Below are 22,678 nucleotides of genomic sequence, written 5' to 3'. Positions count from 1 at the left end.
TTTCCCTGGTTCCCCGTGGTTCCCCCTCTCACGAATTGGAGAGCGAAGGTGCCGGTTCTCCCCGGAGCCGAGCCGTACCGCCATGCCGGCGGAGAGGTCGGTGTGCTCCTCTGTCACGGCTTCACCGGCTCGCCCCAGTCGCTGCGGCCCTGGGCCGAGCACCACGCCGCGCACGGCCTGACGGTGTCCCTGCCCCTGCTGCCGGGCCACGGCACGCGCTGGGAGGACATGCAGGTCACCGGCTGGCAGGACTGGTACGCGGAGGTGGACCGCGAGCTGCGGCTGTTGCGCGAGCGCTGCTCCCGGGTGTTCGTGGCGGGTCTGTCGATGGGTGGCACGCTGGCGCTGCGGCTGGCCGCGAGGAACGGGACGGGTGTGGACGGCGTGGTGATCGTCAACCCGGCGAACAAGGTGCACGGCCTGTCGGCGTACGCCCTTCCGGTGGCCCGGCACCTGGTGCGCACGACCCGGGGCATCGCCAGTGACATCGCCAAGCCGGGTGCCGCGGAGGTGGGGTACGACCGGGTGCCGCTGCACTGCGCGCACTCGCTGCGGAACTTCTTCCGTACGGTGGACGGCGAGTTGCCGCGGGTGACCCAGCCCCTGCTGCTCCTGCGCAGCACCCGGGACCACGTGGTTCCGGCGGTCGATTCCGCCCGGATCCTGAGCCGGGTGTCCTCCGCGGACGTAACGGAGGTCGTGCTGGAACAGAGTTACCACGTGGCGACGTTGGACCACGACGCGGACCGGATCTTCGAGGAGAGCCTCACCTTCATCGGACGGCTCGCACCCAGTGTCGGCAAGGAAGGGACGGCCGCAGTTGGCTGAGCACGACTCCGACCGCGAGGACCGCGAGCCGGACGAGAAGGGAGTGCCCTTCGACGAGGCCGCCGCCTGGGCGGCGATCGTCGCGGGCTACGGCGAGGAGCCGCCGGACCCGCCGGGTACGACGCCGTTCAAGCCGGTGAAGGACCTGGCGCTGCCGCCGATGGAGGAGGACGAGGCCGCGGCCGGTCCCCAGGCCGCTCAGGAGAAGCCACCGGCGAGACCGCTGGGCAGTTCCGTCTCCTTCGCGCCGGGGGTGGGCCCCGGTGACTACACGGCGCCCGAGGCGTCCGAGGACGACTTCGACGAGGACGACGAGGGCCACTTCGTCCCGCCGGAACCGCCGCCGCTGCCGACCGCCGACACGACGGCCAGGTTCGCCTGGCTGGGTGTGGTGGGCGGGCCCGTGCTGCTGCTGATCGCGGTGCTGCTGGGCTGGGACATGACCTGGTGGCTGGCGACGCTGGGGATCGGCGGGTTCCTCGGCGGGTTCGTCACGCTGGTGACCCGGATGAAGACGGACGACGACGAGGACGGCGACCCCGGCCGGGGCGCGGTGGTCTGAGCGCCGCCCTACGACGCAGGAATTCTGAGGACGGCCGGCACGGGCAGGTGGTCGGTGGCCGTCTTCAGGGCAGAACCCCCTGACGCCGCCCTCGCACTCCTCGGCCCCGGTTCAGGACGCGGGCAGCCGAAGGACGGCCAGCACGGGCAGGTGGTCGGTCGCCGTCTTCAGGTCCGCTTCGGTGATGCCCGGCTGGTCGACGGGGACGCCGCAGCCGAGCACCTCGATGCCCTTCGTCGCGAAGATCGCGTCGATGCGCTGGTGCGGGTCGGTGGACGAGGAGGTGAACCCGCCGCCCCAGGGGGCGGTGACACGGCAGTCCTGGTAGGCGTCGGCCAGGCGGCGGAAGGTGCGGCCGTCGGGCCGGTCGTTGAGGTCGCCGCCCGCGACGGCGTGCTCCACGCCCAAGCCGGCGACCCGGTCCAGGAGCATGCCGCCCTGCTCGTAGCGCTCGTCCTGCTGGAGGCTGAGGTGGAAGCTGACGACGCCGAGGCGGACGCCGCCGAACCGGACGACGGCGGTGGCGAGGCCGCGGCGGTGCAGCCCGGGGGTGAGCGGGAGCAGCACGTCCTCGGTGCGCTCGACGGTGGCGCGCAGGTCGCACAGGATCGCCGGGCCGGCCGCGGTCGCGCCGCCGGTGAGGATCACCAGGTCGCAGGCGGAGGCCAGGCGGGCGAGCTTCTTGCGCCAGCGGAAGAAGCGGGGGGCTTCCTGGACGAGGACCAGGTCGGGGGCGCAGGCCTTGATGACGCGGGCGAGGGCGTCGGTGTCGTCGCGCAGGGAGCGGATGTTGTAGCTCAGGACGCGGATGACGGCGGAACCGTCGGACTCTGTGTGGGAGTTGGGGAGCGACGCCATATTGATCAATGTACGCCCGGAGAGCGGCTGAGCGCCTACCGGGGTGGGGCGCGAGGCGGGTGCGCGACTGCCGGTGCGTGGTGGCTTGTCGCGCAGTTCCCCGCGCCCCTGAGGGGTTGCGGTTGCCGCATCCCGGACATCCGGGGCGTCACATGATCGGGTCCGGCTCTCTCGCCAGGTCCGCCGCTCCTACCAGTCCCGCCTCGTTGCCCAGCTGGGCCGCGATGACCTCGGCCACCGGACGCCAGTTGCCGCCGACCAGCCAGCGCTTGTAGGACTTGCGGATCGGGTCGAGGACCAGTTCGCCCTCGTCCGAGAGGCCGCCGCCGACGATGAAGGCCGACGGGTCGAAGAGGGAGGCGAGGTCGGCGAGACCGGCGCCGGCCCAGCGGGCGAGCTCGCGGTAGGAGTCGACGGCGACCGGGTCACCCTGGCGGGCGGCCATGGAGATGTGCTTGCCCTCGATGCCGTCGGGGCTGCCGTCGCCGAGGCCGAGCAGGATCTCGGCGGCCTCGGGGGTGGCGTTGGCCCGCTGCTTGGCGTAGCGGACGAGGGCCCGGCCGGAGGCGTACTGCTCCCAGCAGCCCTGCGAGCCGCAGCCGCACAGCAGCCCGTCCGGGACCATCCGGATGTGCCCGAACTCGGCGGCGACCCCGAAGTGCCCGCGGCGCAGCTTGTTGCCGATGATGATGCCGCCGCCGAGGCCGGTGCCGAGGGTGATGCAGATGACGTTGCGGTGGCCCTTGCCGGCACCGAACTTGTACTCGCCCCAGGCGGCGGCGTTGGCGTCGTTCTCCACGACCACGGGGAGACCGACGCGGGCCTCGACCTTCTCCTTCAACGGCTCCTGACGCCAGTCGATGTTGGGCGCGAAGTAGACCGTGGAGCGCTGCCGGTTCACGTAACCGGCGGCTCCGATGCCCACGCCGACGATCTCGTGCCCGGCGCGGGCGCCCTCTACGGCGGAAGCAATGGCGTCCACGATGCCCTCGGGCGTACCCGGGGTCGGCACCTTGTGGGTCGAGAGGATGTTGCCTTCCTCATCGACCACGCCGGCCGCGATCTTCGTGCCGCCGATGTCGACGCCGATGGTGAGTCCCATGAATCCCTCAGTTTCGGTCGAGCCCCGCTACGGCCAACCGTACCCGAGAGGGCTTTCAGTCGAGGTCGATGCGCTCGCCCGGGGCGGTGCCGTCGCCCTTGTCCCGGCGGTCGGCGGTGGTCCAGCGGGTCTCCTGGGCCTGGACCGCGGAGCGGTAGGCCGCGAGGAGTTCGCCGCCGGCCGCGGCCAGGTGGTCGAACACGTCCGGGTTGCGCTCTATGACGGGCTCGACGGCGTTCTTCGCCTGCTGCACGACCTGCCGGACCACCTGCTGGGCGGCGGGCCCGGCCACCGCCCCGAGGAGCGGGGTCTGGAGGCCGGAGAGCCTGTCGGCGACGGCGTCGACGAGCTTGCGCAGCTCCTCGGCGGCCGACCCCGGCGGGGGGCCGTACTGGGCGCGTCGGCGGACCTTCTCGGCCTCCAGGTCCTCGGCGCAGGCGGTGGCCCAGGCGTCGGCGTCCGTCGCCCGTGCCTCGTCCGCGGCCTCGGAGGCGCCGGCTGTGGGCTGCTCTTCGCTCATGACGGACTCCTGACTACGGTTCGTCCCTACGACGTTACCCGAACGGGCGTACCGGTTTCACCGTCAGCGCGGCCACAGCTCCGGGTCGGGCGCGAAGCGCAGCCGCAGCTCGCCGTCGCGCAGGGCGGCCCCGGCGACCGTGCAGCGGCGCAGCGCGGAGGGCAGCGCGACGATCCTGCGGAAGCCGCCGACGGTGATGACGACCTCGTCGCCGCGCCGGACGAGGTCGAGGTCGTCCCGTATCGCGCCGGGCAGCGGGATGTGCCAGACCAGGACGCCGTCCCCCTCGATCAGGTCGGCGACGGGCCACTCGACCGGGGCGGGCTCCGTGTTGACGCCGGGCACGGCGAGCGCGGCGAGGTCGTCGGTGCCGCGCGGGTCGTGGCCGAGGTGGGCGACGGGGGCCACCGGGTGGGCCTGAGCCCACTCCGCGAGGGCCTTGCGCTGCTGGGCGACGAGCCCGTGCAGGGGGGTGTCCTCGGGCAGCACGCGGTTGGCGACCAGGGTCTCGGTGGGCAGGCCGCGCAGGGCCAGTCCGAGGCGGGCGGCGCGGACGGCGTCGGCGCCCGCCGGGCCGGGCTCGGCGACGAGTCGTACGGCGGTGCGGCGGTCGCCGAGGACGGCCTCGACGGCCGCGAGCTCCACGTCCCAGCGGGCGGCGGTCTCGTAGAGCCAGTCGGCGGGCATGGGGACGCCGGCGAGCCGGCCGAGGACGGGCCGCAGGGCACGGGCGGCCTGCCGCTCGGGGGGCAGCAGGCGGCGCAGGTAGCGGCGGAGTTCCTCGGGCAGGGCGAGCAGGTCGAGGGCGCGCGGGGCGGCCGGCAGGTCGACGACGAGCAGGTCGTAGCGGTCGGAGAGGGCCGCGTCCCGCAGGGCCCGCAGCAGGGACAGCTCCTCGGCGCCGGGGAGGGGGGTGAGTTCCTCGGCGTCCAGGCGGGAGGCGCCGAGCAGGTCGAGGACGTTCGCGGCGCGGGTCTGGAAGGCGGTGAGGTCCTCGCGGAAGCGGACGGCCGCGTCGGGGCGCCAGGCGGTGAGGGTGGCGGTGACGCGGGTGGGTTCCGGTCCTGTCGCCGTGCCCAGGGCCGCGCCGAGGGTGTCGGTGCGGTCGGCGCCGAGTACGAGGGTGGGGGTGCCCGCAGCCGCGGCGCGCAGGGCGGTGGCCGCGGCGACCGTGGTACGGCCGCTGCCGCCGGGGCCGGTGATCAGGATGGTGCGCATGAGGGTGAACCGTAACGGACCTGACGGCGTGGGCAGGGTGCCGCTGCGCCCACCCGGCGCACGCGACCTACTGCTCCCCCGCCTCCACCCTCTTCTTCAGCCCCGCCAGCGCGCGGTCGATGATGACCTTCTCGGCCTTGCGCTTGATCATCCCCAGCATCGGGATCTTGACGTCCACCGTCAGCGAGTACGTGACCTCGGTCGCCCCCGCCCCCGCCGGCTTCAGCAGGTACGACCCGTCCAGCGACCGCAGCATCTGCGACTTCACCAGCGTCCAGGAGACCTCGTTGTCACCGGTCCACGTGTACCCGAGCGTCTGGTCGTCCTTGATCGCACCCGCGTCCATGACGAGGCGGACCTGCTCGGCGCGCCCCCGGGCGTCGGTCTTCAGCACCTCCGCCTCCTTCACCTCACCGGTCCAGTCCGGGTACCGGGCGAAGTCGGCGATCACCGCCATGACGTCGGCCGGGGCCGCCTCGATCGTGATGCTCGAGCTGGTGTGTTCCGCCATCGCCGTGGCTCCTCCGGATGCGGGCCGGTATGAAGAGGTCGCTGCACGCGCGTGCGCACGCGTGTGCAGCGTGAAGGCTACCGCGCGCCCGCCCGGCCGACTTCACCCCCATGTCCGGGGCTGTCACCATTCCAGCGCCCAGGGCCGCCCCGCACTGGCGAAGTGCCCGACGTTCACGCACTCGGTGGCCCCGATCCGCATGCGTTTCACCAGCGGCTGGTGGACGTGTCCGAACAGGGAGTAGCGCGGCCGGGTGCGCCGGATGGCGTCCAGCAGCGCACGGCTGCCCCGTTCGAAGCGGCGCGCCACGGTGTCGTAGACCAGCTCGGGGACCTCCGGCGGGATGTGCGTGCAGAGCACGTCGACCTCGCCGACCGCCTCGATCTTCGCCGCGTACTCCTCGTCGGAGATCTCGTAGGGGGTGCGCATCGGGGTGCGCAGGCCGCCGCCCACGAAGCCGAACACCCACCCGCCGATCTCCACCCGCTGCCCGTCCAGGACCGTCGTGCCCGGCCCCGCGTACTCGGGCCACAGCTGCGGCATGTCGACGTTGCCGTAGGTCGCGTACGTCGGCGCCGGGAACGCCGCGAACAGCTCGGCGTACTGCTTGCGCACCGCCTTCTCGATCGCGCTCGCCCGGTCCATGCCGATCCCGCCCCACAGCCGCGCGCCCAGCTCCCGGGCCTCCTCGAAGCGGCGGGCGGTGCGCAGTTCGACGAGACGGTCGGCGTTCTCGACGCCGAACAGGTCGGGGAAGATGCCGCGGGAGTGGTCGGCGTAGTCGAGGAAGAGGACGAGGTCGCCGAGACAGACCAGGGCGTCGGCGCCGTCGCCGGCCCTGGCCAGGTCACGGGCGTTGCCGTGGACGTCGCTGACGACGTGGACGCGGTTCCTTCGGGTGCCGGGGGGTGTGGCTGCCATGGTGATCAAGGGTAGGTCGGGCGGCGCACTTGTGAACAGGCGATGGGCGGACCTGCGGTTACTGGTCAGTCACTAAGGCCGTGGACTACCGTACGCAAAGGAACACCCACCTGTGTGACGCAGCGAACATCTCGCCGGGACCCCCTGTCGAAGAAGCCATACCGGCGGGTAACGTCCGGGCAGTCCAGTCGTGCTCAGGATTTCAACCAACGGATCTTCCGGCCCGCGGCGAAGCCCTGAGTACCTGCCCGAGCCGTGGACCGCACCGTCGCATCGCACAACGTCGTGGCGCCGGCGCCCTATGAGGAGCAGCAGTCTTGCGCGAGTTCAGCCTTCCGGCTTTGTACGAGGTCCCCGCGGACGGAAATCTGACCGACATCGTCCGCAGAAACGCCGCGCAGCATCCGGACGTCGCCGTGATGGCCCGCAAGGTCGGCGGTGTCTGGCAGGACGTCACCGCCACCGCCTTCCTCGCCGAGGTGCACGCGGCCGCCAAGGGCCTCATCGCCGCCGGGATCCAGCCCGGCGACCGGGTCGGCCTGATGTCCCGCACCCGCTACGAGTGGACGCTCCTCGACTTCGCGATCTGGTGCGCCGGCGCGGTCACCGTGCCGGTGTACGAGACCAGCTCGCCGGAGCAGGTGCAGTGGATCCTCAGCGACTCCGGGGCCACCGCCTGCATCGTGGAACTCGACAGCCACGCGGCCGCCGTGGAGTCGGTGCGCGAGACACTGCCCGCGCTCAAGCACGTCTGGGGGATCGAGGCCGGCGCTCTGGAGGAGCTGGGCGGGCTCGGCCAGGGCGTCACCGACGCGACCGTCGAGGAGCGCAGCTCGCAGGCGAAGGCGGACGACCCGGCGACCATCGTCTACACGAGCGGTACGACCGGGCGCCCCAAGGGCTGTGTCCTCACCCACCGCAGCTTCTTCGCGGAGTGCGGGAACATCGTGGAGCGGCTGCGCCCGCTGTTCCGCACCGGCGAGTGTTCCGTGCTGCTCTTCCTCCCGCTCGCGCACGTCTTCGGCCGGCTCGTGCAGATCGCCCCGATGATGGCGCCGATCAAGCTGGGCTGCGTCCCGGACATCAAGAACCTCACCGACGAGCTGGCCTCCTTCCGGCCGACGCTGGTCCTCGGCGTCCCCCGGGTCTTCGAGAAGGTGTACAACTCGGCGCGCGCCAAGGCGCAGGCCGACGGCAAGGGCAAGATCTTCGACAAGGCGGTGGACACCGCGATCGCGTACAGCAAGGCGCTGGACACGCCGTCCGGGCCGTCCCTCGGCCTGAAGATCAAACACCGGACCTTCGACAAGCTCGTCTACAGCAAGCTGCGGGCGGTGCTCGGCGGCAAGGGCGAGTACGCCATCTCCGGCGGCGCCCCGCTCGGCGAGCGCCTCGGGCACTTCTTCCGCGGCATCGGCTTCACGGTCCTGGAGGGCTACGGCCTGACCGAGTCCTGCGCGGCGACCGCGTTCAACCCCTGGGACCGGCAGAAGATCGGCACGGTCGGCCAGCCGCTGCCCGGTTCGGTGGTCCGGATCGCGGACGACGGCGAGGTGCTGCTGCACGGCGAGCACCTGTTCAAGGGCTACTGGAACAACGAGGCCGCGACCGCCGAGGCGCTGGCCGACGGCTGGTTCCACACCGGGGACATCGGCACCCTGGACGAGGACGGCTACCTCAGGATCACCGGCCGCAAGAAGGAGATCATCGTCACCGCGGGCGGCAAGAACGTCGCCCCGGCCGTGATCGAGGACCGGATCCGCGCGCACGCGCTGGTCGCGGAGTGCATGGTGGTGGGCGACGGGCGGCCGTTCGTGGGCGCGCTGGTCACCATCGACGAGGAGTTCCTGGGCCGCTGGGCGGCCGAGCACGGGAAGCCGGCGGGTGCCACCGCGGCGTCGCTGCGTGACGACCCGGATCTGAACGCTGCGATCCAGGCCGCGGTCGACGACGGCAACGCCGCGGTGTCGAAGGCGGAATCGGTGCGGAAGTTCCGCATTCTGTCCTCCCAGTTCTCGGAGGAGTCGGGCCACCTGACGCCGTCGCTGAAGCTCAAGCGCAATGTGGTGGCGAAGGACTACGCGAACGAGATCGAGGCCATCTACCAGAAGTAGGCCGGCGCGTGCGGCTCGACGGGGCTCAGAAGTCCTCGGCCAGAACCCGTTCCATCGTCCGCTCGGCGAGCGCGGTGATGGTCACGAACGGGTTCACGCCGATGTTCCCGGGGACCAGTGAGCCGTCCGTGACGTACAGCTTCGAATAGCCCTTCACCCGGCCGTAGTCGTCGGTCGCCTGCCCCAGGACGCAGCCGCCCAGCGGGTGGTAGCAGAAGTCGTCCGCGAACACCTTGCTCGACGACCCGAACAGGTCGTACCGGTAGATCGTCGCGTTGGCCGCGTTGATCCGGTCGAACAGCTTCTTGGCCATGGCGACCGAGACCGCGCTCTGGGCCGCGGTCCAGCCCAGCTTCACCGCGTCGCTCGCGGAGTCGTAGGTGAACGTGGCGCGTTGCGGGTTCTTCGTGATCGCCAGGTACAGGCTCACCCAGGTCTCGAACCCGATGGGCAGCGGCGCGATCTCCGCGAAGACCGGGTTGTCGGTGTTGGCCCAGTCGTCGATGCCCATCACCGGCATGGTCGACTGGTTGGCGCCGGTGGTGTCCCAGACGTGGTTGGCGCGTCCGAGCATGGTGTTGCCGTTGGTGCTCCAGCCGCTGCCCACGCTGGGACGGAGCGCGGGCAGCGTCCCGGTGTCCCTGGCCCGTACGAGCAGCTCGGTGGTGCCGAGGCTGCCGCCGCCGAGGAACAGGTAGGTGCAGCTGTACTGCTTGCTCTCGACCACGGCCCCGGTCGTGTCGATCCGGTCGACGCTCAGCACGTACGACCCGTCGCCGGCCCGGGTGACCGCCTTGACCTTCTCCATGGTGTGGATGGTCAGGTTGCCGGTGCCCAGTGCGGCGGCGAGGTAGGTCTTGTCGAGGCTCTTCTTGCCGTGGTTGTTGCCGTAGATGACCTCCTGGGCGAGCGCGGACTTCGGGACGGTGCCGGCGGCCTCCTGCGCCATGTACCCGAAGTCGTAGACGTTCGGTACGAAGGTGGTGGTGAGCCCGGTGTTGGCGGCGGCCTTCCGCGAGGTCCGGGCGAACTGGTACCACTCGGTCGACTCGAACCAGGTGGGGTCGACGGAGTTCACGCCGAGCATGGCGCGGGCGCGCGGGTAGTACGTGGTGTACATCGCGCTCGCGTCCACGGTCGGGAACTGCTCGGTGAAGTACGACTGGCGGGGCGTGACCGCCATCCCGCCGTTGACCAGGGACCCGCCGCCGACGCCCCGTCCCACGTACACGGACATGTTGTCGTAGTGCACCCGGTCCAGGACGCCGGGATAGGCGGTGATGTCCTTGTTGACGACGTCCAGCCAGAGGAACGTGGCGAGCGGCGCCTCGGTGCGGGTCCTGAACCACATGGACCGCCGGTCCGGGGCGGCGGTGGAGCAGAAGATCTTTCCGTCGGAGCCCGCCGTGTTCCACAGCTGCCCCATCTCGATCATGAGGGTGCGTACCCCGGCCTGGCCGAGCCGGAGCGCGGCCACGGCCCCGCCGTAGCCCGAACCGACCACGATGGCGGGCGCGTTGTCGACGGCGGCGGCCTCCTCGGCGGCCTGCGCCGACTGGAGCTGGACCCGGGTGAGACCGGCCGCGGCGGCGGTCTGGAGGGCGATCATGCCCAGAATGTGACGTCTCGTCAGCTGACGCTGCATCAGTTTTGCTGCCATGCGCGCAGCATGTGCGGATTTTCCGGTTCCGCCTAGCCCCGCGACGAAGTTAGTGACAACGCGCCCCGAAAGGGGCGCGGGGAACTGCGCGACAAGCCACGACGCGTCCGCAGCCGAACCTCGACCCGCTCTTCTAGAGCAGCGCCTTCAGCCGCTCCGCGAGGAGATCCCACCGCCACTTCTCCTCGACCCACTGCCGCCCCCGCTCCCCCATCCGCCGCCGCAGCTCCGCGTCCCCCAGCAGCACGACGATCCGTTCGGCGGCCTCCGCCACGACCCCGCCCCGCACCACCCACCCGGTCTCCCCGTCCAGCACCGCGTCCGGCGCGCCGCCGGAGTCCCCGGCCACCACCGGCAGCCCGGTCGCCGAGGCCTCCAGGTACACGATCCCGAGCCCCTCCACGTCCAGCCCGCCCCGCCGGGTCCGGCACGGCATCGCGAACACGTCCCCCGCCCCGAAGTGCGCCGGCAGCTCGGCCCACGGCACGGCCCCGGTGAACCGCACCGACGCCTCGACGCCGGTCTCCCGGGCCAGCCGCCGCAGGTCGCCCTCGTACGGGCCGCCCCCGACGATCAGCAGCACCGCGTCCGGCTCGGCGGCCAGGATCCGCGGCATCGCGCGGATCAGCGTGTCCTGCCCCTTGCGCGGCACCAGCCGCGAGACGCACACCACCACCGGCCGGTCGGTCAGCCCCAGCCGCGCCCGCACCTCGGCACCCCCGGACCCGGGGTGGAAGGTCTTCTCGTCCACGCCCGGCGGCAGCTGCACCATCCGGCCCGCCGCCCGCGCACTGAGCGCGGTCGCGATCCGGGACCGGGTGTACTCGCCCAGGTAGGTGATCGTGTCGGTCGTCTCGCCGATCCGCCCGAGCAGCCGGCGCGCGGCGGGCAGCTGGGCCCAGCCGGCCTCGTGCCCGTGCGTGGTGGCCACCAGCCGCTCGGCACCCGCCCGGCGCAGCGCCGGCGCCATCAGCCCGAGCGGCGCCGCCGCCCCGAACCACACGGACGTGCACCCGTGCTCCCGGAGCAGCCCGGCCGCGGTGCGGGTCGCCCCGGGCGTCGGCAGCAGCATCGTCGTACGATCGCGTACGACGGTGAAGGGCTGCTCCGCGTCGAACGCGGCGGTGGCCAGGGCGCCCTCCCGGCTCCGCTTCCACGTGGACGCGTAGACGACGAGCCGCTCGGGGTCCAGCCGCAGGGCCATGTTGTGCAGGAAGGCCTGGATCCCGCCCGGCCGGGGCGGGAAGTCGTTCGTGACGATGAGGGTCTTGTGCATCGCCGCAGACCTTACCCGCACCGCCCGTCCGGCCGTGCCTCATGGCTCCCGCACAGGCTCGCGGGAGATCATGTGGCCCGACCGGACACGGCACGCCGAAGGACAGGGGCTCAGGTGGACACGACGGGCGTGAAGCGTGCCCTGGCGTCGCTGCTCGGCGTCTGGGGGGTCACCCGGCTGGTGCTGCTGCTCTTCGTCCTCAAGGTGTTCGTCCTGCCCGGCGCGGACGTCACCACCGACGTGTCCGTGATCTACCAGGGCTGGTACGAGGTCCTGCGGCACGGCACGTTCCCGCTGGACGACGTCACCTGGCAGTACCCGCCGGCCGCCGCCCTGGCGATCCTCTCCCCCGGCCTCCTGCCCTTCCTCGCCTACCCGACCGCCTTCTTCGTGCTGGCCCTCCTCGCCGACCTGGTGGTGCTGTCCCTGCTGCTCCACACGGGCCGGCGCCCCGGCCGCACCCTGCGCGGCGCCTGGGTCTGGGTGCTCGGCGTGCCGCTGCTCGGCCCGACCGTGTACGCCCGTTACGACCTGATGGTCACCGCCGTCGCGGTGGCCGCGCTGCTCGCCGGGGCCCGGCATCCCCGGATCATGGGGGCGCTGGCCGGGTTCGGCGCGATGGTCAAGGTGTGGCCGGCGCTGCTCCTGGTGGGTGCGGTACGGCGGCGGGCCTGGGCGTGGGCGGCGCTCACGGCGGGCGCGGTCGGAGCGCTGTTCGCGGTGGCCGTGCCGGGCGCGTTCGCGTTCCTGGCCTTCCAGCGGGACCGGGGCACCGAGGTGGAGTCGCTCGGCGGTCTGGTCCTCCACGTCGCCCGGCACTTCGGCTGGCACGGCGAGGTGCTGCTCCACTACGGCTCGATCGAGTTCCTCGGCCCGCACGTGCGGGCGGTGAGTTCGGCGGCCCTGCTGCTCACCGTGCTCGCCTTCGGCTGGCTGCTGCTGTGGCGGCTGTCGGCGGCCCGTTTCCGCTCCCACACGCTCGCGGACGCGGCGTTCACCGCCGTGCTGATGTTCACGGTCACCAGCCGGGTGATCAGCCCCCAGTACCTGGTGTGGCTGGTGGGCCTGGCCGCCGTCTGCCTGTGCTTCCGGGCCGGCCGGATGACCGTGCCGGCCGTGCTGGTCCTGCTGGCCGCCTTCGTGACGGTCCTGGAGTTCCCGATCGGCTTCTCGCACGTCGTGGTGAGCGACTGGTACGGCGTCACTCTCCTGCTGCTGCGCAACGGCCTGCTGGTCGCGGCGACCGGTACGGCCGCGCGCGTGCTGTGGCGGTCCACCGTCGCCGTGGTGCCGTCCCCGCCGGTGCCCGTCCGGCGGGCCGCCGGGTCGGAGAAGCTCACTCAGTCGCCGAGCTGAGCCGTCAGGTAGGCGCGCCAGCGTTCGGTGAAGGCCGGCAGGGTGGTGCCGAGCTCCGTGCGCAGGGCGTCCTCCACCGCGCCCGTGCGGGCCGGGTGGGCGCCGACGGCCCGGTAGAAGGCGCCCAGCCGCTCCTCGCCCCAGTGGGCGGCGATCATCCGGCAGGCCAGCCAGCCGCCCTCGTAGGCCTGGGCCAGTTGGGTGGGGTCGTCGGTGAAGCCGAACTCCTTGTCCGCCGGGAGGGCCGCCGGTACCTGTCCGGACCGGACGGCGCGGGCGAGTTCCGGGGCGGCCTCGGCGGGGGTGCGGCCGGTGTCGAGGTAGCCGATCCAGTCGGCGTAGCCCTCGGAGAGCCACAGCGGGGTGGCGGGCGTGGTGTGGGCGCGGGTGGCGACGTGGGTGGTCTCGTGGGTGAGGACCACCTGCTTGCCGACCGGGGCGAGGACGGCGTACGCCTCCGGGTTGAGGATCACGCGGTCCGCCGGGGTCCGCCCGGAGCCTCCCACCTCCCCGGTGGTGACGGCGGCGATCCCCCGGTAGTTGGCGGCGGGCGCGCCGAGCAGGCCCGCCATGGCGTTCAGCGACCTCGGCACGAGCAGGACCACCCGCCGGGTCCAGTCCCCGCCCCAGGCCTTGGTGACCTCCGGGACGGCGGTGTCGGCGAGGCGGGCGTAACCGCGCAGCGCGGTCTCGGACTGGCCGACGCCGAGGACCAGGCTGTGGGTGCCCCGGACGGTGCGTACCGTGCCCTGGTCCCACAGTTGCTGGCCGGTCTCCTGGGCGGGCCGGTCACGGGTGACGTACCACCTGCCGTCGGCGGTGCGGTCCAGGGTGAGCGTGCGGGCGGCGGTCACCGGCGCCGCGTCGTAGTCCCGGATCCGGTAGCTGAGCTGGGCGTCGGCGGTGGCCCCGGCGCCGTCCCGGTGCACGGCGGTCACCCGGTAGCTCCACTGCGCGAGCGGTACGGCCCGCAGGTCCGCGTACGAACCGACGGTGCCCGTCTCGCCGTACGCGCGCCGGTCGTGGCCGAGGACGGCGGCCGCGCGCCGGTCCAGGACCCGCTGCACCTGGGCCGTCGCCGTGCCGGCCGACGGCTGTCCGCCACCGCATCCGGCCAGCGGCAGGAGCAGCAGACACAGCCCCACCGCCCCTGAGCGCCCCGCCCGCCAACTGCCAGCCACGTGCCGATCGTACGGGGCGGGGCGCGGAATTCAGGGCCGGGTGACGGAGGACACCGGCATCATCCCGACCGGGTCGTAGCGGACCGGGGCGCCCGGGTAGGGGGCGTGGATGACCTGGCCGTTGCCGACGTACATCGCCACATGGCTGGCGTCGGACCGGTAGACGACCAGGTCACCGGGTTGCGCCTGGGAGAGCGGGACCTGGTGGCCGGCGTAGCGCTGCTCCTGCGAGGTGCGCGGCAGGTGGATGCCGGCGTGCGCGTACGACCACTGCATCAGGCCCGAGCAGTCGAAGCCGGAGGGGCCGCTGGCGCCCCAGACGTAGGGCTTGCCCAGGGCGGAGCGGGCGGCGGCGATCGCGGCGGCCGCGCGGGCGTCGGGAGGGAGCGCGCCGGTCAGGTCGGCCAGGGCGGCGCGGCCATCACCGCGGGAGGCGTGCTCGAAGGCGGCGCGGTCCGCGGTGGGCAGCGCGTTGAGCAGGGTGCGGGCCTGGGCGAGCTTGCGTTCCACGACGGCCTTGTGGGAGGCGACCGCGCGGCGGCTGCGTTCCAGTTCGGCGAGTTTCCCGGCGGCCTCGGCGCGCTCCTGGGCGAGTTCGCGCATCGCCGCCTGGAGTGCGCCGAGCTGCCCGGCCCGGCGGACGTCGATGCGGTCGAGGAGGGACGCCCGGTCGAGGTACTGCTCGGGGTCGTCGGAGAACAGCAGGGCCACGGTGGGGTCGAGGCCCCCGGCGCGGTACTGGGCGCCGGCCAGCGAACCGAGCGCCTCCCGCATGGTGTTGATGCGCTGCTGCTGGCGGGCGATCCGGTCCTGGGAGTCGTTCACCTCCCGGCGCAGCGTGCCGGCCTGTTCGTCGGCCTTGTCGTAGGCCTGGGTCGCCTCCTCGGCCTGCTGGTACAACCGGTCCACCTCGGCCCGGGTGTCGGTGCGCGGGGCGGCGCTCGCGGGTACCGCGCCGAGGGCGGCGGCCGCGGCCGACAGCGCACAGAGGGCGGCACCCGCGCCCCGGTTGAACCCGGACGGTGCGAGACGGCGATGAGACCCCAAGGGAGCCCGCACTCCTTCCGATCGTCGGAGGCCGGCGGTCTTCCCCGGTTCCGGGGGAACGCGCCGGCACTGACGCCCTCCCCCGCCCGGCGGGCGGGGGATTCCGGTCCGCGCCGCTCGGCGGCGCCACCGCGGGTTCCTGCTTCACGGGCCGCGGCCCACCCTTGCGGGTCGGTCTCGCGCAGCCTCCACAGGCCTGACATTCCGCCCGTCCGGCGGTAGGTCCGACGATTTCCGTCTTCGGACGCGGCGATGCTAGCCGCGCCGGGACACCTCGGCCAAAGACCCGCCACGGGGCACGACGAGAAGCCCCGCCTCTGACGCAGGTCAGGGCGGGGCGGGGGTCATATCAGGCTGACAGGATTCGCCCGTTCGGGCGCCACAGCGAGTTGATCTTCGGCCGTACGGGTGGCGCGATGACCGGATGGGGTGGTCAGATCCGGACGCCGAACTCGAAGGTCATGTCGCTCATCGCCTCGTAGCGGACGACGGCACCCGTGTGCGGGGCGTGCAGCACCTGGCCGTTGCCCGCGTACAGGCCGACGTGGTGGTAGTCGCCGAAGAAGATGACCAGGTCGCCGACCTTGAGGTCGCTCGCGCTGTAGATGCGGGTACCGGCGTTGGCCTGCGCCTCGGAGGTGCGCGGGATGGTGACGCCGGCCTGGGCGTAGGCCCAGGAGGTCAGACCCGAGCAGTCGAAGGAGGACGGGCCGGAGGCGCCGTAGACGTAGGGCGAGCCGAGCACGGACTGGGCGGCGGCGAAGGCGGCGGCGGCCCGGCCGGAGGCGGAGCCGGTGTTGCCGAGGTCCACCCGGGCGGTGGCACGGCTGGCGGCCTGGGCCTGCTCCTTGTCGAGCGCGGCCTTCTCCTTGGCCGTCAGCGTGTTGAGCAGCTTCTGCGCGTCGGCGAGCTTGCCCTGGACGGCGGTCTTCTGCTTGGCCAGCTCGGCACGGGTGGCGGAGAGGTCCTTGAGCTTGTCCGAGGCCTCTGCCCGCTCCTGGGCGAGTTCGCGCTGTTTGTCCTGGATCTTCTTCAGGGCCTCGACCTGCTGGCTGCTCAACTGGTCGAGCGTGGAGGCCTTGTCGAGGTAGTCGTCGGGGTTCGACGAGAGGAAGAGCTGGACGGAGGGGTCTATGCCGCCGGAGCGGTACTGCGCGGTGGCCAGCGAACCGAGGCTGTCCCGCAGCTTGTTGAGGTCCTCCTGACCACGAGCCACGTTGTCCTGGATCGTGGAGATCTCCTTCTGCAGCTTCTGCTGCTTGTCCTTGGCGCCGTCCAGCTTCTCGGTGGCCTGCTCGGCCTCCTCGTAGAGCTTGTCGACCTTCGCCTTGACCTCGTCCTTGCTCAGCTTCCCGCTGGGCGCCGCGTTGGCGGCGTTGGCACTGAGGACTACGGCCGCCGCTGCTGCGGTGGTGAGCACGGTCACGCGTGCACGGCTCGGCTGCTTGGGTCGACGATGGGACGCCACGGAGACGGGCTCCTTCGTTTGAGTGATCACCCGTGTGGAGGTTCGAGGCCAGACCTTAGTGACCCTCTTGTGATCAGTTCAAACCCGGGAGCCAAAAATCTGGTCACGCAACGCACTCTTTGCACATAACTAACCTGTCGTGATGCCGGATTGACGCTACGTTGCGTGACTGATCGGTCAATTCGGGCATTGCATATGCGCGTTGCACTTTCAGGACAGTCGCTTCAGAAGCATCGCAGAAGCCACCGGCCGGGCACCCGCCTTCGCGACCCCGTCGGCGACCTCGCGGTCGGTCGAGGCGACGATCACCGGGCGGCCCGGCGGCTCGGCGCGCACCAGCTGGCGGATCAGCTCGTCCGCGGTGACACCGGGCTTCGAGAAGAGCACCCGGACCCCGCGCGGCGGGGCGAGCAGCACCGGCGCGGCCAGTTCCGCGCCGTCGAAGACACAGGTGACCTCGGCGCCGGTCGCCGCGGCGAGCTGGGAGAGCTGGCCGAGCAGCCGCAGCCGCTGCTTCTCCAACGGCATCTGCGGATAACCGGTCTTGGTGACGTTGTAGCCGTCGACGACCAGGTGCGCCTGCGGCAGGGCGAGGAGCTGGTCGAGAATGGCCGGGTCGTGCTCGGACAGGGCGCGCGCCGCGATGTCCTTCGGGGTCATCCGGCCCGGCTCGACCGCGTCCACCGTCTCGGCGGGGCGCACCGACACCGGCGGCAGGGCCAGTTCGCGGCGCAGGCCCTGGGCCGCGTCGAGCACGGTGTCCAGCAGCAGCCGCAGTCTCATGTCCTCGACGCTGCGCCCCTCGCGGGCGGCCCGGCGGCTCGCCTCCAGGGCGGCCTCGACCTCGCCGAGCCGCGCCTTGAGCCGCCGGCTCTCGCTCTCGGCGGCGGACACCTGGCTCTGCCCCTCGGCCCGCACCGTGTCCAGCTCGCCCTGCATCTTGCGCAGCGCGGCCTCACCGCGCCTGACGTCGCTGACGGCCGCGCGCAGCTTGCGGTGAAGCGATTCGGCTTCCTTCTTCGCCGCGTCCAGCTCGGCGCGCAGCCGCTCCGTCTCGCTGCGCGTCAGCTCCCGGGCCCGGTCCAGTTCCTCGCGCAGCCGCTCCAGCTCGGCCCGGCTCTCCTCGCCGGCCCGCTCGGCGTCCGCCCGCTGGGCCTCCTCGCCGGCCGCCGTCACGAGCTTCACCCAGTCGGTGGGGCGCAGTACATAGGCCGCGGCCGCCACGTCGAGCGGGTCCGCGGCCGGGGGCGGCGAGCCGGAGTCCAGGGCGCCGGCCAGTTCCGGCTGGGCCTCTCTCAGCTTCTCCCCGATCCGCTGCCGGAAGAGGGGGTCCGTCTCCAGCGCGGCCGCCATCGCGTTGCCGGCGAACTTGGCCCGGCGATTGGGGGCGAACCGGGCGTACTGCCGCAGCTGCGCGGGCAGTTCGCCGACGGTCAGCCCGCCGAACCCGTCCGAGACGATCTGCACGACCCGCCGTCGCACGCCGTCGGGCAACGGACGGTCAAGCACCTCGGCGGTGCCGTCGCCCGGCCCCCCGCCCGTGGTCTCCACCATCCGTCACACCCCATCACCTGTGCGGTGCCGCTCCCGGTCTCAGGAGCCGGCGCCCGGCCTGTCCACGAGTTCCACCTGGTCCACCGCGTTGCACCAGCGGCAGCGCACCGACTCGATGGTCTCACTGACCACCTCGCGCTCCTCGACACTGGGCTCACCGGCCAGGTCCAGGTGCACGTACTCGACGACCTTCGACGAGCGGGTCACGTCGAAGCGCGTGAGGTTGCCGCAGAGGGTGCAGCGCCACCGCGTGGAGGCGGTCGGCAGGGGAACCGTCATCGTGGCTTGTTCGCTTCCTTCTAGTGTCCGTGACGCGCCGTCCTGACGCGTGTGGCTCGTACCCTACGGCCTGGTGGGCACCCGACGCCGCCCCGTCCACGGCGGCGAGGCGATCTGCGTGGTTGCGTCCCGTTACGCCATGCTCTATGTCCATGATCGGCAACTGGAACACGACGGCCGCCCGGACCCTGCGGGGCCTGCGGGGGACGTCCGCGCCCATGACGTACGCCCTGATCGCCGTGTGCTGCCTGGTCTTCGTCCTCGGGCCCGCCTCCGGCCTCACCCCCTCTTACGGCACCGGGGCGGCCCTGGCGGCGGCGCAGCGGGCGTATTTCCGGGGGTGGGGGGTGGTTCCGGCCGATCTGTTCGACGGGCCGGCCGGCGAGCTGCTCACCCCGGCCACGGCGCTGTTCATCCACGGCAGCTGGGTGCACCTGCTCGGCAACATGCTCTTCCTCTTCGTCTTCGGGGCGATGACCGAGGAACGGATGGGCCGGGTGGAGTTCACCCTCTTCTACCTCGGCTGCGGCTACCTCGCGCTGCTCGGCTACGCGGCGGCCAACGCCACGTCCCAGCAGTCACTGGTGGGGGCGTCCGGGGCGATCTCGGCGGTCCTCGGGGCATTCCTCTACCTGTTCCCCAGCGCCCGTGTGACCAGTCTCCTGCCCTTCCTCTTCTTCCTGCCGCTGCGGTTCCCGGCCTGGGTGGTGCTGCCGTTCTGGGCGGCCCTGCAGTGGCTGGCCCTGGACCGGGCCCCCTCCGGCCCCGGCGTGGCCTACCTCGCCCACCTGATCGGCTTCGGCCTCGGCTTCGGCTACGCCTGGGTGAGATATGGCCGTACGACTAGAGTGAGAGCCGCCCCAGCTCCGGCTCCCGAGGGAGAGAACCAGCCGTGATCACCGCGATCGTCCTCATCAAGACCAGCGTGGACCGGATCCCCGAGATCGCGGAACAGATCGCCGCGCTGGAGAGCGTCAGCGAGGTCTTCTCCGTCACCGGTACGTACGACCTGATCGCCATGGTCCGGGTGCAGCAGCACGAGGACCTGGCCGAGGTCATCCCGGGCCGGATCAGCAGGATCCAGGGCGTGGAGGCCACGGACACGCACGTCGCGTTCCGCACGTACTCCCAGCACGACCTGGAGGCGGCGTTCGCGATCGGCCTGGACAGCTGAGCGCCCCAGAGGGGCGCGGGGAACTGCGCGGCCAGCCCCCACCGGCCCGCAGTGTGGTCCCCAGCGGGTGCGTCGTGGCTGGTCGCGCAGTTCCCCGCGCCCCTTGCGGGGCGCTGATCACACCGCCGGGACGCAGCGGCCCTCTTCCGTGCGGTACGACCACTTCGCGCCGTCGGCGACCAGCTCGCGCACGGCGTTCACGAAGCGCTCCACGTGCTCGTCCGGGGTGCCCGCGCCGAAGCTCACCCGGATCGCGTTCAGCGCCTTCTCCCCCGGTGCCGCCTCCGGCGCCCCGCACTCGCCCTGGGCCTGGGGGTCGGCGCCCAGCAGGGTCCTGACCAGGGGGTGGGCGCAGAAGAGGCCGTCGCGGACGCCGATGCCGTACTCGGCGGAGAGGGCGGCGGCGAAGTGGGAGCTGTTCCAGCCCTCCACCACGAAGCTGATCACGCCGACCCGCGGGGCGTCGTCGCCGAACAGGGAGAGCACCCTGACCTCGGGGATCTCGGCGAGGCCCGCGCGGACCCCGGCGATCAGGTGCTGCTCGCGGGCGACCAGGGCGTCCCAGCCCACCTCGGTCAGCGCCTTGCAGGCGGAGGCGATGGAGTAGGCGCCGATCACGTTGGGCGACCCGGCCTCGTGCCGCGCGGCGTTCTCGTGCCACTCCACGGCCACCGACCCGTCCTCGCGCCGGGTGACCTTGCGGCTGGCGCCGCCGCCCGCGAGGTACGGCTCGGCGGCCCGCAGCCAGTCGGCGCGGCCGGCCAGGACGCCGGAGCCGAAGGGGGCGTACAGCTTGTGCCCGGAGAAGGCGACCCAGTCGACGTCGAGGTCGCGGACGGAGACCGGGTGGTGCGGGGCGAGCTGCGCGGCGTCCAGGACGATCCGGGCGCCGTGCGCGTGGGCGGCGGCGGCCAGCTCGCGCACCGGCCACAGTTCGCCGGTGACGTTGGAGGCGCCGGTGACGCAGACCAGGGCCGGGCCGTGCGGGTCGCGGTCGGCGAGGGCCCGCTCCAGGGTCGCCACGGCCTGCCGCGGGGTGCGGGGGGCGTCGAGGTAGCTGACCCGGGCGTCCTGCCAGGGCAGCAGCGAGGCGTGGTGCTCGGTCTCGAAGACGAAGACCTGGCAGTCGGCGGGGAGGGCGCGGGCCAGGAGGTTCAGGGAGTCCGTGGTCGAGCGGGTGAAGATCAGCTCGTCGTCGGGGCGGCAGTCGAGGAACTCGGCGACGGTCTTCCGGGCGTTCTCGAAGAGCTCCGTGGACAGCTGGGAGAGGTATCCGGCGCCGCGGTGGACGCTGCCGTAGTACGGCGCGTACGCCGCCACGTCGTCCCAGACCCGCTGGAGGGCGGGGGCACTGGCCGCGTAGTCGAGAGCGGCGTAGCCGACCTCCCCGCCGGTGACGAGCGGGACGGTGACGTCCCGGCCCAGAACGGGCAGCGGGGCACAAACGGTACGGGCAAAGGCGGCGGTGGAGACAGACATGGGTGAACTCCCGTGGGCGCGGCTGGACTCCGCCATGCGAGCGGACGCGCTCGAAGCAACGGCGGGAAGGAAAGAGGGGGGTGCGGAGGCGGGGCTCTGCGGCCCTATCGCATTCGCTTGCTCACGGAAGGCTCCTCGACGACCAGGACCCCTGGTGTACGAGGGGTCCGCGCTTGCCGTGGACCTCGCTGCCCACGACCTGGTCCTCACCCGGGGCACCCCGCCACGGACGGAGGGTTGCCGGACAGTCGGCCGGGGCCTCATGACTGTCACTCATGACCTGGGAAGAAACGTAGGTGAACTGATCGCGGACGCGCAACTCCTGTCCGGATGACGAAACAAACCGAGGGCTGCGCACGGCTCCGGCACCGGTGCCGGGCTCCACCGCAGCCCTCTGGTGTGCTACTTGTGGGTCGCTGCTGCCCAGCGTTCCAGGGCTCGCTTGGCCGCGCCCGAGTCGATCGACTCCGCGGCGCGGGTCATGCCCGCCGAGAGCTGCTCGGGCAGCGTTCCTGGGCCCGGGTCCAGCGCCACCAGCGCCGCCGCCGAGTTGAGCAGCACCGCGTCCCGTACCGGGCCCGTCTCCCCGTCCAGGAGCCTGCGGGCGACCTCCGCGTTGTACGACGGGTCGCCGCCCCGCAGCGCCTCCACGGGGACCAGGTCGATCCCGACGTCACGGGGGTCGAAGGTCTCCTCCGTGACCTTGCCGTCGCGGACGGTCCAGACCCGGGACGTGGCGGTCGTCGTCAGTTCGTCGAGGCCGTCGTCGCCGCGGAACACCAGGGAGGAGTTGCCGCGCTCCGCGAAGACGCCCGCGACCACGGGGGCCATGCGGGGGTCCGCGACGCCGACCGCCTGGGCCCGGACCCGCGCCGGGTTGGTCAGCGGGCCGAGGATGTTGAAGACCGTGCGGATGCCCAGCTGGCCGCGCGCGGCGCCCGCGTACCGCAGCGCCGGGTGGAACTTGACGGCGAAGCAGAAGGTGATGCCGGCCTCCTCGGCCACCTCGGCGACCCGCTGCGGGGTCAGGTCGAGGTTGACACCGAGCTTCTCCAGCACGTCCGAGGCCCCGGAGGCGGACGAGGCCGCCCGGTTGCCGTGCTTGACCACCTTCGCACCGGTGCCGGCCACCACCAGGGCGGACATCGTGGAGATGTTCACCGTCTTCGCGCCGTCGCCGCCGGTCCCGACGATGTCGACGGTGCGGCCCGGCACCTCGATGACGTTGGCGTGCTCGTACATCGTGCGGACGAGCCCGTTGATCTCGTCGACCGTCTCGCCCTTGGCCCGCAGGGCGACCACGAAGCCCGCGATCTGGGCGTCGGTGGCCTGGCCGCGCATGATCTGGTCCATCGCCCAGGCCGTCGCGTCGGCGCTCTGGTCCTGGCCGTACAGCAGCGCGTTCAGCACCGCGGGCCAGGAACGGCCCGCCGCGGTGTCGCCTCCAGCGGGGGTCACAGCGCTCATGGGGCCGCTCCTGAGTGTCGTACCGGCGTAAAAACGGTTTCCGGACCCACCCTATCCAGCCCCGGGCACGGCGAAGGGCCCCCGTCCGTACACCGGACGGGGG

Annotated in this window: 21 protein-coding genes and 1 riboswitch; of the genes, 6 read left to right on the top strand and 15 right to left on the bottom strand. The window is 72.4% G+C overall.

All coding sequences use genetic code 11. From position 1 onward, the window contains the following. Nucleotides 1–48 precede the first annotated feature (48 nt). Nucleotides 49–828, top strand: coding sequence for an alpha/beta fold hydrolase (locus tag AB0G52_RS13015; protein WP_361336316.1), 780 nt, complete (start codon nucleotides 49–51; stop codon nucleotides 826–828). Continuing rightward, nucleotides 821–1,390, top strand: a complete 570-nt coding sequence (locus AB0G52_RS13010; protein ID WP_361336314.1) for a hypothetical protein — start codon at nucleotides 821–823, stop codon at nucleotides 1,388–1,390. Before AB0G52_RS13015 ends, AB0G52_RS13010 begins: the two co-directional genes overlap by 8 nt. 111 nt (nucleotides 1,391–1,501) lie before the next feature. On the opposite strand, the gene AB0G52_RS13005 is transcribed toward AB0G52_RS13010, so the two are convergent. The 6 genes from AB0G52_RS13005 to AB0G52_RS12980 all read right to left on the bottom strand — a co-directional run bounded on the left by AB0G52_RS13005 (nucleotide 1,502) and on the right by AB0G52_RS12980 (nucleotide 6,520). Beyond that, on the bottom strand, nucleotides 1,502–2,248 hold the full coding sequence (locus tag AB0G52_RS13005) for an endonuclease/exonuclease/phosphatase family protein (RefSeq protein WP_361336312.1): 747 nt from the start codon (nucleotides 2,246–2,248) through the stop codon (nucleotides 1,502–1,504). Between the two features lie 148 nt (nucleotides 2,249–2,396). Continuing rightward, nucleotides 2,397–3,350, bottom strand: coding sequence for an ROK family glucokinase (locus AB0G52_RS13000; protein ID WP_132886312.1), 954 nt, complete (start codon nucleotides 3,348–3,350; stop codon nucleotides 2,397–2,399). Between the two features lie 55 nt (nucleotides 3,351–3,405). After that, on the bottom strand, nucleotides 3,406–3,870 hold the full coding sequence (locus AB0G52_RS12995; RefSeq protein ID WP_361336310.1) for a DUF5304 domain-containing protein: 465 nt from the start codon (nucleotides 3,868–3,870) through the stop codon (nucleotides 3,406–3,408). Nucleotides 3,871–3,933: 63 nt separating this feature from the next. Continuing rightward, nucleotides 3,934–5,088: an ArsA-related P-loop ATPase gene (locus AB0G52_RS12990; RefSeq protein WP_361336308.1), complete on the bottom strand. Its 1,155-nt coding sequence runs from the start codon at nucleotides 5,086–5,088 to the stop codon at nucleotides 3,934–3,936. 67 nt (nucleotides 5,089–5,155) lie between these two features. Further along, nucleotides 5,156–5,599 (bottom strand): SRPBCC family protein, encoded by a 444-nt coding sequence (locus AB0G52_RS12985; protein ID WP_132886315.1) that lies wholly within the window; start codon nucleotides 5,597–5,599, stop codon nucleotides 5,156–5,158. Between the two features lie 123 nt (nucleotides 5,600–5,722). After that, entirely contained in the window at nucleotides 5,723–6,520 is a 798-nt protein-coding gene (locus AB0G52_RS12980) for a metallophosphoesterase (protein WP_132886316.1), read from the bottom strand. Between the two features lie 317 nt (nucleotides 6,521–6,837). Here AB0G52_RS12980 and AB0G52_RS12975 point away from each other — a divergent pair, with 317 nt between their 5' ends. Continuing rightward, entirely contained in the window at nucleotides 6,838–8,634 is a 1,797-nt protein-coding gene (locus tag AB0G52_RS12975) for an AMP-dependent synthetase/ligase (RefSeq protein WP_361336305.1), read from the top strand. Nucleotides 8,635–8,659: 25 nt separating this feature from the next. Here the strand turns inward: AB0G52_RS12975 and AB0G52_RS12970 are convergent, their stop codons facing one another. Continuing rightward, a complete protein-coding gene (locus AB0G52_RS12970; protein ID WP_361336537.1) occupies nucleotides 8,660–10,243 on the bottom strand; it encodes a GMC oxidoreductase in 1,584 nt (527 codons plus the stop codon). A 184-nt stretch (nucleotides 10,244–10,427) separates the two neighbouring features. Beyond that, on the bottom strand, nucleotides 10,428–11,570 hold the full coding sequence (locus AB0G52_RS12965) for a glycosyltransferase family 4 protein (RefSeq protein ID WP_132886318.1): 1,143 nt from the start codon (nucleotides 11,568–11,570) through the stop codon (nucleotides 10,428–10,430). Nucleotides 11,571–11,684: 114 nt separating this feature from the next. Here AB0G52_RS12965 and AB0G52_RS12960 point away from each other — a divergent pair, with 114 nt between their 5' ends. After that, nucleotides 11,685–12,926: a glycosyltransferase family 87 protein gene (locus tag AB0G52_RS12960; protein WP_132886319.1), complete on the top strand. Its 1,242-nt coding sequence runs from the start codon at nucleotides 11,685–11,687 to the stop codon at nucleotides 12,924–12,926. Here the strand turns inward: AB0G52_RS12960 and AB0G52_RS12955 are convergent. The 5 genes from AB0G52_RS12955 to AB0G52_RS12935 form a co-directional block, all read right to left on the bottom strand. Further along, complete coding sequence (locus tag AB0G52_RS12955; protein ID WP_361336302.1) at nucleotides 12,911–14,107, bottom strand: hypothetical protein; 1,197 nt, start codon at nucleotides 14,105–14,107, stop codon at nucleotides 12,911–12,913. The genes AB0G52_RS12960 and AB0G52_RS12955 overlap by 16 nt on opposite strands. Nucleotides 14,108–14,137: 30 nt before the next feature. Then, nucleotides 14,138–15,154: an NlpC/P60 family protein gene (locus AB0G52_RS12950; protein WP_361336300.1), complete on the bottom strand. Its 1,017-nt coding sequence runs from the start codon at nucleotides 15,152–15,154 to the stop codon at nucleotides 14,138–14,140. A 433-nt stretch (nucleotides 15,155–15,587) separates the two neighbouring features. Further along, the gene (locus AB0G52_RS12945) at nucleotides 15,588–16,622 is read right to left on the bottom strand and encodes an NlpC/P60 family protein (RefSeq protein WP_132886320.1); all 1,035 of its coding nucleotides are present in this window, start codon (nucleotides 16,620–16,622) and stop codon (nucleotides 15,588–15,590) included. 210 nt (nucleotides 16,623–16,832) lie between these two features. Beyond that, nucleotides 16,833–18,176, bottom strand: a complete 1,344-nt coding sequence (locus tag AB0G52_RS12940) for an NYN domain-containing protein (RefSeq protein ID WP_361336298.1) — start codon at nucleotides 18,174–18,176, stop codon at nucleotides 16,833–16,835. A gap of 39 nt (nucleotides 18,177–18,215) precedes the next feature. Then, on the bottom strand, nucleotides 18,216–18,455 hold the full coding sequence (locus tag AB0G52_RS12935; protein ID WP_132886322.1) for a hypothetical protein: 240 nt from the start codon (nucleotides 18,453–18,455) through the stop codon (nucleotides 18,216–18,218). A 152-nt stretch (nucleotides 18,456–18,607) separates the two neighbouring features. Here AB0G52_RS12935 and AB0G52_RS12930 point away from each other — a divergent pair, with 152 nt between their 5' ends. Further along, nucleotides 18,608–19,351, top strand: coding sequence for a rhomboid family intramembrane serine protease (locus AB0G52_RS12930; RefSeq protein ID WP_361336535.1), 744 nt, complete (start codon nucleotides 18,608–18,610; stop codon nucleotides 19,349–19,351). Beyond that, nucleotides 19,348–19,629 carry an Lrp/AsnC ligand binding domain-containing protein gene (locus AB0G52_RS12925; RefSeq protein WP_132886324.1) on the top strand — a complete coding sequence of 94 codons (282 nt, stop codon included), beginning with the start codon at nucleotides 19,348–19,350 and terminating at the stop codon, nucleotides 19,627–19,629. The genes AB0G52_RS12930 and AB0G52_RS12925 overlap by 4 nt, the downstream gene beginning before the upstream one ends. Before the next feature lie 117 nt (nucleotides 19,630–19,746). Here the strand turns inward: AB0G52_RS12925 and AB0G52_RS12920 are convergent, their stop codons facing one another. Further along, the gene (locus AB0G52_RS12920) at nucleotides 19,747–21,108 is read right to left on the bottom strand and encodes an aminotransferase class V-fold PLP-dependent enzyme (RefSeq protein WP_361336295.1); all 1,362 of its coding nucleotides are present in this window, start codon (nucleotides 21,106–21,108) and stop codon (nucleotides 19,747–19,749) included. Between the two features lie 164 nt (nucleotides 21,109–21,272). Next, nucleotides 21,273–21,389, bottom strand: a riboswitch (SAM riboswitch). A 121-nt stretch (nucleotides 21,390–21,510) separates the two neighbouring features. Further along, nucleotides 21,511–22,575 (bottom strand): anthranilate phosphoribosyltransferase, encoded by a 1,065-nt coding sequence (gene trpD / locus AB0G52_RS12915; RefSeq protein ID WP_132886326.1) that lies wholly within the window; start codon nucleotides 22,573–22,575, stop codon nucleotides 21,511–21,513. Nucleotides 22,576–22,678 lie beyond the last annotated feature (103 nt).

Source organism: Streptomyces sp. NPDC021562 (genome assembly GCF_040640875.1).
Taxonomy (GTDB): domain Bacteria; phylum Actinomycetota; class Actinomycetes; order Streptomycetales; family Streptomycetaceae; genus Streptomyces.
This window is presented reverse-complemented; position numbering and strand designations above follow the sequence as displayed.